This is a genomic window from Flavobacterium aquidurense (genome assembly GCF_002217195.1).
Taxonomy (GTDB): domain Bacteria; phylum Bacteroidota; class Bacteroidia; order Flavobacteriales; family Flavobacteriaceae; genus Flavobacterium; species Flavobacterium frigidimaris.
In genome coordinates this window covers 1-11,131 of sequence record NZ_MUGR01000026.1, presented here as the reverse complement: position 1 = coordinate 11,131, position 11,131 = coordinate 1, and the positions used below count along the sequence as shown (strand labels likewise).

11 protein-coding genes are annotated in these 11,131 nt (G+C 35.1%); 5 read left to right on the top strand and 6 right to left on the bottom strand.

Annotated elements, in window-relative coordinates:
• The first annotated feature begins 16 nt into the window (after window positions 1-16).
• Window positions 17-280, top strand: a complete 264-nt coding sequence (locus B0A67_RS14040) for a SemiSWEET family sugar transporter (protein ID WP_089069542.1) — start codon at window positions 17-19, stop codon at window positions 278-280.
• Window positions 281-513: 233 nt separating this feature from the next.
• Window positions 514-1,905 carry an IS4 family transposase gene (locus B0A67_RS14035; protein WP_072954155.1) on the top strand — a complete coding sequence of 464 codons (1,392 nt, stop codon included), beginning with the start codon at window positions 514-516 and terminating at the stop codon, window positions 1,903-1,905.
• Window positions 1,906-1,951: 46 nt separating this feature from the next.
• Here the strand turns inward: B0A67_RS14035 and B0A67_RS14030 are convergent, their stop codons facing one another.
• Window positions 1,952-2,782: a hypothetical protein gene (locus tag B0A67_RS14030; protein ID WP_072954158.1), complete on the bottom strand. Its 831-nt coding sequence runs from the start codon at window positions 2,780-2,782 to the stop codon at window positions 1,952-1,954.
• Window positions 2,783-3,189: 407 nt separating this feature from the next.
• Window positions 3,190-3,528 carry a hypothetical protein gene (locus tag B0A67_RS14025; protein ID WP_072954161.1) on the bottom strand — a complete coding sequence of 113 codons (339 nt, stop codon included), beginning with the start codon at window positions 3,526-3,528 and terminating at the stop codon, window positions 3,190-3,192.
• 227 nt (window positions 3,529-3,755) lie between these two features.
• On the opposite strand from B0A67_RS14025, the gene B0A67_RS14015 reads away from it, so the two are divergent.
• On the top strand, window positions 3,756-6,962 hold the full coding sequence (locus B0A67_RS14015; RefSeq protein ID WP_072954168.1) for a PAS domain S-box protein: 3,207 nt from the start codon (window positions 3,756-3,758) through the stop codon (window positions 6,960-6,962).
• Between the two features lie 5 nt (window positions 6,963-6,967).
• On the opposite strand, the gene B0A67_RS14010 is transcribed toward B0A67_RS14015, so the two are convergent.
• Window positions 6,968-7,399, bottom strand: a complete 432-nt coding sequence (locus tag B0A67_RS14010) for a response regulator (RefSeq protein WP_072954171.1) — start codon at window positions 7,397-7,399, stop codon at window positions 6,968-6,970.
• A gap of 252 nt (window positions 7,400-7,651) precedes the next feature.
• Between B0A67_RS14010 and B0A67_RS14005 the strand changes: the two genes are divergently transcribed.
• Window positions 7,652-8,152: a pyridoxamine 5'-phosphate oxidase family protein gene (locus B0A67_RS14005; protein ID WP_072954174.1), complete on the top strand. Its 501-nt coding sequence runs from the start codon at window positions 7,652-7,654 to the stop codon at window positions 8,150-8,152.
• A gap of 265 nt (window positions 8,153-8,417) precedes the next feature.
• Here the strand turns inward: B0A67_RS14005 and B0A67_RS14000 are convergent, their stop codons facing one another.
• The 3 genes from B0A67_RS14000 to B0A67_RS13990 form a co-directional block, all read right to left on the bottom strand.
• Window positions 8,418-9,131, bottom strand: coding sequence for a DUF72 domain-containing protein (locus B0A67_RS14000; protein ID WP_072954177.1), 714 nt, complete (start codon window positions 9,129-9,131; stop codon window positions 8,418-8,420).
• A complete protein-coding gene (locus tag B0A67_RS13995; RefSeq protein WP_072954180.1) occupies window positions 9,128-9,859 on the bottom strand; it encodes a DNA-formamidopyrimidine glycosylase family protein in 732 nt (243 codons plus the stop codon). The genes B0A67_RS14000 and B0A67_RS13995 overlap by 4 nt, the downstream gene beginning before the upstream one ends.
• A 78-nt stretch (window positions 9,860-9,937) precedes the next feature.
• The gene (locus B0A67_RS13990; RefSeq protein WP_072954184.1) at window positions 9,938-10,519 is read right to left on the bottom strand and encodes a YciE/YciF ferroxidase family protein; all 582 of its coding nucleotides are present in this window, start codon (window positions 10,517-10,519) and stop codon (window positions 9,938-9,940) included.
• Window positions 10,520-10,706: 187 nt separating this feature from the next.
• Here B0A67_RS13990 and B0A67_RS13985 point away from each other — a divergent pair, with 187 nt between their 5' ends.
• Window positions 10,707-11,018: a hypothetical protein gene (locus B0A67_RS13985; RefSeq protein ID WP_072954187.1), complete on the top strand. Its 312-nt coding sequence runs from the start codon at window positions 10,707-10,709 to the stop codon at window positions 11,016-11,018.
• Window positions 11,019-11,131: the final 113 nt, after the last annotated feature.

Sequence of the window (11,131 nt, the reverse complement as noted above, 5' to 3'; positions counted from 1 at the left end):
AAAAAAAAAAAAAAAAATGAATTTCACAGACATCATCGGACTTTTTGCCGGAACTTGTGTTACGATATCAGTGATTCCTCAGATTATTAAAGTTTGGAAAACCAAAAAGGTCAAGCAAATTTCGCTTAAAACCTTTAGTATTCTTACTTTCGGGATTTTAGTCTGGATTATTTATGGCGTTTTAAAAAATGATTTACCTATAATAATTACCAATAGTGTCTCTTTATGTCTCAATCTGATTATGGTTTATTTTATTATTTATTATGAGAAAGAGAGTTAGTATTAAAGGTACTGAGATACTGAGCCTTTTAATCTCGCAAAGCTAAGTCGCAAAGTTTTTTTTCATTAATATATTATTACAAAAACTCAAAATAAAATCCGTGCAAATCCGCGTTTTCGCGAAGCGAATCTGTGTCATCCGTGTGCCATTCCTCACTACAATACATAAAAAAAACAGCCCATAAAAGCCTACCGTCTGGACACAAATATATTTTTAATTATATTTGAGAAAAAGTGCAGACTAGATATTTTGAAAATTTAAAAGACAAGCGATTGTTGAATAGAGGTAATTCTATTCTCAATCGCTTGTTTGCTAATAGTATTTATTCGATAAGACAATTAGCAGAAAGTGACGCTGAAGCCAAAGCGATTTACCGATTTTTACAAAATGATAATGTTAGTGAAGCTGATATTATAAAGAACATGTCTTTTAATTGTGTAAGCTGCGTTGAAGCTAAATCTGTTTTGTGTATTCAGGACAGCAGTGAAATAAACCTGTACAATCACAGAAACAGGATCAAAAAGGATGAGTCAATTGGACTGACCAATGCTTCTGTTGGTGGACTTGGCTTTTTTATTCATCCAAGTTTTATCATAGATGCAGATACCTTAATGCCATATGGTTTTTCAGATGTGAAAATATGGAATAGAGGGCATGAACTGCCTGCTAAAATGAAGACCAATACTCACAATCGCATACCAATTGAAGAAAAAGAGTCTTATAGATGGATCGATTCTTCTCTTGAAACTAAGAAAAGATTAAGTAAAGCAAAAGAAATAATCATCATTCAGGACAGAGAGGGAGATATTTTCGAACAATTTTGCCTTGTGCCCGATAGTAAAACTCATTTATTGATTAGATCGCGATTTAATCGATTGCTTGATAATAAAGTAAAACTTTTCGATCATCTTAGTTCACAGCCACTTCAAGGAAGCTACACGATTGAACTAGAAGGAGATAAAAGGAGAAAGATCCAAAAAAGAAAAGCTACTATAGAAGTACGCTTTTCAGAAATAACAATAGGCAAACATCAATATTCAGGGAAACATCTTCCCGATAAAATCAATCTTTACGCTATTGAAGCAAAAGAAGTAGGAGAAAATATTGAAAATCCAATACTTTGGAGATTGCTAACAACAAAGAAAGTTGAAGATCTACAAACTGCATTACTTTGTATCGAATGGTACACCTACAGGTGGACTATCGAAGAAGTATTTAGAATTTTAAAAAAAGAGGGGTTCAATATAGAAGCCAGCGAATTATCTCAAGGTAAAGCAGTTCGCAAACTATGTCTTTTGATGTTGGAGACTATTATAAAGCTCTTTATCATGCAAATAGCCTATGCCAGCGAAGAAGAATCCGAACCCAGAAGCTGTTTTTCAGAAGAAGAAATAGAATGTTTAGAGTTGCAAATCATACAATTAGAAGGTAAAACCGAAAAACTAAAAAACCCATATAAATCGTCCGATTTGAAACGATATATATGGGCTATTGCTAGATTAGGAGGATGGAAAGGTTATCTCTCAGAAAGAAAACCTGGCATCACAACCTTTTGGATTGGCCTGCAAAAATTCAATTCAGTATTGCAAGGCTGGATACTCTTTAGAGATGTGTCCAGACGGTAGCCATAAAAGCTGTTTTTTTCGTAAAAGAAGTGGTATTTGATGCTTACTAGCTAACTAATTTCTGATTGTATGGCTTGTATGACAAATGGTACTTTTCTTTAAAAATACGGGGCAAATAGTTTCGGCCCGCTAATCCCGCGGCATTAATTACTTCAGTAATATTCAGGTTTGATATTCTTTTTATTTCATTAATTTGCTTTACAGCCAAATTCAAAATAGGTTCAAATGTTCTGATGTAGTTATAACTGTGTTGGGCTATCTCCATCTCTATAATTTCTTTCAATATCAGCTTTTTAAGTAAATTTCTAACAATTCCCTGTTGTGGAAGTGTTTTAAGTTCCTGCCATTTTTGGGCAATTTTTAAGCTGTTTGTTCCTGTATAAAAATAGTTCCCCGATTCGTTCAGGAATCTTCTCTTTAATTGGGAAATCATTTCAGCATTCTGAGTTTCTGCTAATCCCTTTGTAGGCACTCCGATTAATGAAAACTGAATGCGTTTATGACTTTCTAAAAACAAAACACTATTGATAACAGATGTATTACTTAAAATACCTGACTGATTCTTTTTAAGGCTTTTTTTCTCACCATTAGTCCCAAAACTATGTCCTAATCCCCCATTTTCGCAATACGCAAAAAATATTGGTGCTGACTGAAAGGATTCTATACTGACACTTACATCCTGATTCAATACAAGGTCAAAACTCAAATGCGACATTTTATTGTCCAGACAAACTCCTGTAATAGTCCCTTTTGCCCATTTTGTTTTAATAGCCAAATGGTATTCGCTATGATTGAGGGTCAGATCACCATTAAAACTATCTTTAAGATCATTAAAAATAGCATCAAATCTTCCTGCATTTAAGTATAGTTTTTTCATAATGGTTTGGTTTTATAAATTAGTCCGTAATTATTTACGTACAAAACTTAACTTTGGTTTTACTAATTTTGATAATTCAAATTTCCTAAATATTGTGAATCAAACTCTTATACAATTTCAGTCAGATATTTCATAATTAATAGAAGTTTATATGAGTGATGTATTTGCCACAAAGACACGAATACACAAAGCTTTAATTTAAGCTGAAGTTATTCATCGCACAAAGTCGAAAGTAAAAAACTTAAAAACGTTGCGCCTTTGCATGAAATTTTAAAATGAAACAAAAAAAAAACTCAGAACCTCAGCAACTTGGCAACTCAGAACCTTTAAAAAAAAAAAGCAGCTGCTCCAGATAAATCTGAAACAACTGCTCCCCAGCAAAATAAAAAAAATACTTCCTATTTATATTATGTCAATTCATTGATATCGGCATTTTTAGAGTAATTTGCCTTTGGAATATCTTTAAAAAATTCAGCTTCTTCTAAATCAGCCGTTGGTCCGTATCCTATTAAATGTGTTCCTTTGATCTGATCCTTTGTTTCGATGATATACAAAATAGACATATCATCAGGGTCGCTCATGCCTTCGTAACGGTGATGTGCCACAATAAAAATTTCATTGGGCTGATAGGCATATTTTGTTTCCGAATCTTGTAAGGTTCCTTCCGTAAACAAAAAATTAGAAGTGTAACCTTCATTCTGATACTTTTTTATATAGTCGGTTTCGTGTTTTTGCTCTTTTTTCATGATTCGATTGCGTTTAAGATTTTTTCAAATCTATTGTTTAATCAAATTTCATCATTCAATTCAAATTAAATTAACTCTATTGATTTTAAAATTACCTCATTCAAAAAATCAAAATAAAATCAATAAATATTTTACTAATTTTAACAATTATCTAAAAGTACTGCTTATAACTAATCGTATTTATCAAGCCTGCTTTATTGTTATAATCAAAAACAAAATAATTTTTAATGGTTACTTTAAATCAAAATTTCCTGGCTAATGGAGGCGAAATGGGCGCTTTAATGCGTGCTACAGACTGGAGCAAATCTCCTGTTGGGCCCATTGATTCATGGCCGCAAAGTTTGCGTACGGCATTGGGAATTCTTTTAAACTCGAAATTTCCGATGTTTTTGTTTTGGGGACCGGATCAGGTTTGCTTCTATAATGATGCTTATCGCCCTAGTCTTGGAAACGACGGAAAACATCCTGCGATATTAGGCCAAAAAGGGGCTGAATTCTGGCCGGAAATCTGGGATTTTATTAAACCGTTAATCGATCAGGTCCTTACTCTGGGCGAAGCAACCTGGCACGAAGACCAACTATTGCCTATCTACAGAAACGGAAAAATGGAAGATGTATACTGGACTTTTTCTTATAGTCCGGTAAATAATGATGAAGGAAAAATAGATGGTGTTTTGGTTATTTGTAATGAAACAACTGATAAGGTAAATATCCTGAAGAATCTTGAAGACAACAATGAGCGTTATCGCAATAATATTCTGCAGACTCCTATGGCAATGTGCATTTTTAGAGGAAAAGAGTATGTAGTAGAAATTGCAAACGAACTGATGCTGGAGATTTGGGAAAGAAAAATAGACGAAGTCATCGGACAGCCCGTTTTTAAAGCATTACCTGAAGTTGCAGGTCAGGGACTTGAAGACGTTTTACTAAATGTCTACACCACCGGAGAACGCTTTACGGCTTATGAACTTCCGGTAAAACTGACGCGTAAAGGCAAAGTCGAAAATACTTTTATCAACGTTGTTTATGAAGCACTAAAAGAACCGGACGGGACAATTTCCGGCATTGTAGCTATTGCAAATGATGTTACCATACAAGTTATTGCAAGAACCGTGGTGGAAGAAAGCGAAAAACGCTTTAGGAATACAGTCAAACAAGTTCCATTGGGGATTGCGATTCTTAAAGGTACTGATTTAGTTGTCGATATGGCCAATAGCACTTATCTTCAGATTGTAGATAAAAAAGAAAGCGAAATTCTGAACAAACCTGTTTTTAATTCTGTTCCGGAAGCAAAAGATACCATCTATCCGTTGATTTCTAAAGTCTTTAATGAAGGGGTTCCTTACTATTCTGATGAATTAGCAGTTACTTTAAACCGTTATGGCAAACAGGAAGTTTGTTATTTTAATTTGGTTTTTCAGCCTTTAAGAGACGAAAACAATACAATTGCAGGTGTCATCATTGTGGCGTATGAAGTCACTGAAGCCCTAAAAGCAAAACATCTTTTGGCAGAAAGTGAGAAAGCTTTCCGTAAATTAGTTATTGACTCGCCTATTGCGATGGCTATTTTTAGAGGCAAGGATCATATTATCGAAATGGCCAATAATACGATGATGAAAAACATCTGGCAAAAAAAGAAGAAAGAAACCATTGGAAAACCTATTCTGGAGGTATTTCCTGAATTAAAAGAACAAAAATACCCGGAACTCCTCGATCAGGTTATTTTAGATAAAAAAATTATTCGCGAAAACGAAGCAGTTGCTTATGTCAACATAAAAGGAAAACTTAAGAAGTTTTATCTTGATTATCAATATACACCCTTATTAGAGAAAGAAGGCGAAGCTTCCGGAGTAATGGTTACCGTAACTGATGTAACCTCAAAAGTACAAGCACGAAAAAAAGTCGAGAATGCAGAAGAACGCGCCCGATTAGCGGCTGAGATTGCCGAAATTGCCACCTGGGATTTGAATATCAAAACTCAGGATTTGATTTATTCAGAGAATCTGGCGACTATTTTTGGGCATGATAAAACAGATCAGATAACCCGCGCACAAATCAGAGCGCAAATACATCCTGATGATCAGATTATACTCGAAGACGCTTATAATGTGGCGCTGAAAACAAGTATTTACAAATACGAATCGCGCGTTATAAAACCTGATTACTCTATTTGCTGGATAAAAGCACACGGGAAAATTTTCTTTGATGAAAATAAAAATCCGGTAAAAATGCTGGGTACCATAATGGATATTACAGATGAAAAAAACAGCCAGCAAACCCTGATCGAAAGTGAGGAAAAATTCAGGCTCCTCGCCGACTCTATGCCTCAGCATATCTGGACCAGCGATGCACTGGGAAACTTAAATTATTTTAATCAGTCGGTTTATACGTATTCCGGGATTCCTGTTGAAGACGTTGTCAAAAAAGGCTGGCTGCAAATCGTGCATCCTGAAGATCGCGAAGCAAATGTAAACACCTGGATGGAAGCCATAAAAACAGGCAAAGATTTCTTGCTGGAACACCGTTTTCGTCGTCATGACGGCGAATACAGATGGCAATTAAGCCGGGCAATAGCTCAAAAAGACAGTAACGGAAATATTCAGATGTGGGTAGGTACGAGTACTGATATTCAGGATCAAAAGAATTTTACAGATCAGCTTGAAAAAGAAGTATCTGAACGTACTGAACAGCTCGAAATCAAAAACAGAGATCTGATCAATATGAATATTGAACTGCAGTCTTTTGCCTATATCTCAAGTCATGATTTGCAGGAACCTCTTCGAAAAATACAGACTTTTGCCACTCGCTTATCTGATTTAGACGACGAGAATATTTCGACGAAAGCCAAAACATACCTCACCCGAATTGAAGTTTCGGCAAAAAGAATGCAGACTCTAATTCAGGATCTTTTAGAATATTCAAGAACAAATTCAGCCGAAAGGGTCTTTGTAAAAGTAAATCTGGATGATATTGCCGAAGAAATAACAAGCGATTTCTCTGAACGTATCGAAGAAAAGAACGCACAGCTTATTTTTGGCTCTTTAGGCGAAGCAACTATTATTCCGTTTCAGTTTAGGCAATTGCTTCATAATCTGGTCGGAAATGCATTAAAATTCTCCAGAAAAGACATCACCCCTGTTATCGAAATCAAAGCCAAAAGAATAAAAGGCAGCAGTATAAAACACGAAGTAAACTATCCTGATAAAATGTATTATCATTTAAGGATTTCAGATAACGGAATTGGCTTTGATGCGGAGTACAAGGAGCGTATTTTCGAGGTTTTTCAGCGTTTGAATACAGAAACTGAATTCGCAGGTACCGGAATAGGCCTCGCGATTGTAAAAAAGATCGTAGAAAACCATAAAGGCATCATAACGGCAAGTGGCGAAAAAGATAAAGGCGCCACTTTTGACATTTACATTCCTGAGTTATAGCGTTATTATATTTTATAAACGAAATTCTTATCGGTTGGACTAAATTTCTTCCAGTCGATTTCAAGTGCGTGATTGATAGACTGTATAATATCTTTCATCAAAACCGGCTTTGTAATAAAGTAATTAGCGCCCAAAGTACGGCATCTTTCTATGATACTTGGTTCATTTGAAGTAGAGAAAATAATAACCGGAATATCATTTTTGACCTCAGAATTCCTAAGTTCGGCCAAAACATCAAATCCATTTTTTCCGGGCATATTCAGGTCTAAAAAAACGAGGTGCGGTGTTGGCGGCGGATTGTAAATGGCATTCAGTAATTTTTCTCCTCCGGAATACGTCTGAAGCTGGATTTTTTTGGGTAATGACTCTACTGCATCTATAAAAATGCTCAAATCATCTTCATCATCATCGGTATAAAATATCGTGAAATCAGTCATGTGGTATTGTGTAAATTGGGTATTTTCTTCCTCAAAGATAACCAAATTTATAGATTATTTGCAGGCGAATTTATTATCATTAAAAAAATTAGTAATTGAAATCTCATAATTTTTTAATTTAATTGTGTAAGCTACACCAACAGAAAATATGGCAACTTTGTTACAATGAAGTTTTAAGTGAAACAACTCATTATACTACCCAGTAAATGAGAATCTTACTAAATATTTTAATTAATTAAAAAAACAAAAGCCATGGGAGATCATAAAGACTTAACAAACGAATTTGCTGTAGATAAAATAAAAGATCTTGCAGAAAATATAAAAACATGTATGTTTTGTACCTATAACGAATACAGACTACAATCGCGACCAATGTCAGTTCAGAAAATCGACGATTTAGGACAACTTTGGTTTTTATCAGACAGAAACAGCAGTCAGAATGCAGAGATTAGTCTTAACCCGCAGGTTGAGTTATTCTTTTCTGAACCGCATGATAAATTTCTGACCTTACACGGAACCGCAAGCATATCCTATGACAGGGAGAAAATAAAAGAACTTTGGGATCCAATCGTAAAGATCTGGATGCCGGAAGGCGAAGATGATCCAAACTTAAGCGTTATAAAAGTAGTACCGGAAGACGGTTATTACTGGAACAACAAAAACGGAAAAATGGTAGCCATCGCTAAAATGGCGACTGCCTTTGTAACCGGAAAAACAATGGATGACGGAATTGAAGGTAACTTGAAATTGTAGTTTTTATAAGGATAATTTAACCACAAAAAGCTCATCCCGATAGCTATCGGGATACGCAAAGCCCGCTAAGATTTATTTCTTTACGGGCTTTATTTTTTGGCTGCAAAGTTCGCTAAGAATTAAAAAAAGTGAGCCACAGATTAAAATGATTATACAGATTTTAAAATCCTCTTAATCTTTTTAATCTGTGGCTAAAAACTTTTCGGACTTTGCGTATCCCGATGGTCATCGGGATGGCGGTCTTTGCGGTTAGCTCTCAAAAACCTCATTCCAACATATGTTTTAACTCTAAAGCATTTAGAATTCCGGCTTCACTTGCAGTATTATTAAAATAAACAAATGCTGATTTTAAATGAATTGCATCTTTTATATCAAGTAATTCTTTAGATGAATAACTAGAGTAAAACATCTTCGGTTTTCCATGCAATCTGATAAAAATCAAAGGAAAATCTGTAAAAATAGTGTCAGGTAATTGCGGATGACTTACGCTGCAGAAGGTAATATTGTGCTCCCGAAAGGCGTCCCAGACTTCCTCATTCCACCAACTTTCGTGGCGAAATTCGATTACGTTTTTAAAGCTTAAATCCAAATTACGGATGATTTGAGTGAGTTTTTCAGCACTAAAATGATAGCTCGGAGGAAATTGAAACAAAATACAGCCTAATTTCTCTTTTAAGCCCGTTTTACAGACCTCATAAAACTCATTTATGCGATCCTGACAATCCACAAATTTCTTACTATGTGTAATTTCTTTTGGTGCTTTTACCGAAAAAATAAAATTTTCAGGCGTTTTATTGTACCAATTTTGAAATATTCTGACCGTCGGAAACCTATAAAAGCTTCCGTTGAACTCATATGTTCTAAAACACTGGTAATAAAACTCAAACCACTTAGACTGTGACAAGTTGTCAGGGTAGAAAATTCCCTTCCAGAGGCGATTATTGTAGCTCGAACAGCCTGTTAAAACCTGATTTTTCATTTGTGTAATTTTTGACAGTTGGTACAAAAGAAACTTCTGCGATTTCTCTTCCCTGTATGTTTTTTGTGAATGGGAAGATCGCATCGAAGGCAAACACTTTTTGTATAAGCGAGCCAGTGTTTTTTTAATTCAAAGTTTTTCTTCCAATCCAGAAATTCAAAACTATAAATTGAACATTCACTGATAATATTTTTCAAATCCTTAGACGGAATTTTACCAACCAAAGATTCGGGATGAATTTTGCATCGGTACAAAACTTCATTTTTTATAATGTTCCCTACTCCCGAAAAAATATCCTGATCCAGGATTGCATCACAAATCATTTCATCCGGAATTTTATCCAGACTCTTTTTTGCTTTTTTCGGATCCCATTTTTCGTTCATTACATCTCTGCTCCAATCGTAATAATCGTTAAGATCACCTTCGAGAATTTTTATCGAACAGGTATAAAAGTTGAGTTCTCCGTTAGAAAAAATCATACTCAGTCTTGGTTGTGTTTCTTTGCGTTCGTTTATTCGGTATGTTCCAAACATGAGCAAATGAATTTTGACGGTGAAATCATCAAAACAAATCAGGAAATTTTTTCCCCAGGTTTTAAAATCAAGAATGGTTTTGCCTTGCAGGCGATCCATGTCGATCGAACTGTTTCCGGAAACTTCAATTACTTTTTGATGCGCAAATTGCTGTACTTCTTCTTTTAAAATCACTATAGACGGACCTTCTGGCATACTATCGGTTTTTAAATTTATAAACTAAAAAAAGTGCAACCGGACGGTCACACTTTTTATGAGATTGTTTTCTTGGGCTTAATCTGTTTCTGCAGCTTCAAGATTTACAGCATCTACAGCAATTATTGTCAGCTTTTTGTCTGCTCCTTTTTCTTCTTCAAGAGTTTGCGCCAGTATTTTTACCGCATCAGCCAGACCAAGCGTTTCTGCAAACTGTCTTAGAGTTCCGTAAGTTGCAATTTCGTAATGCTCTATTTTTTGTGCCGCTGCAATAATTCCCGCATCACGCACACCTCCTACTTCAGTTTCCTCAATAATCCCTTTTCCTTCTTCGATTAAACCGGCCATTGCATCGCATTTTTTTGCAGAAGCTTTTTTACCAATTATCTCAAAAACCTTCTCTAATCTGGTTACATGTTCTTCGGTTTCGGTCAGGTGGCTGTTTAAAGCCTCTATTAAGTCCGCTGACGTCGCGTTTTTAGTCATTGCAGGTATTGCCTTAGTCAGGGCCTTTTCTGCCCAGTAAATGTCTTTTAATCCGTCTTCGAACAATTCAGTCAATCCGGATGCGGCATCTGACTTTGCTTTTGTTGCTCCTTTTGGTGCACTTACTTCTTTTTTACTCGTAGTGGTTTCTTTTTTACTATCTGTAGTTTTCATGGTAATAATTTTATGTGATTAATATTTGATAAAATTACCATCTTGATTATCAGAGCAGTTATATCATTTTTTATTAAAATTGCATTCTAAACACCTGCATATTATACAATTAGATTTTAGAATTCTGTAAGACATTATTTTGCATTGAGGGATAGATTTGTAGTATCATATTAAAAAACATACCACCATGGAAACATATACAGATCATACGTATCAGGAAGCAGAACTTTACTTTCAACAAAAATACCAAAGAGGACATCTGGATGTCGATACTGCCATCTTAATCGATAAAGCAATTGACAATCTTTTGAGAAGAGACAATATCACCAGAAATGAAAATATCCCCAATCAGGAGCAGGTTGTAGATGAAGATGATTATATCGCCAACAATCCGGATGAAGAATTTGAAATTATCGACGCTGATGATCCTGACGAAGAGGAACACATCGAAGACGAAGATCATTTTGATGATGATGATTTAGAAAGAAATGATAATTAGTTTTTATCTCAAAAAGCAAAATACTAAAAGTAGCTGTCTCACAACTGAGGCAGCTATTTTTTTTTGAGCTTGTTTTTTTCTGGTGAATTTTGCATATTTAATCAGTGATTAAC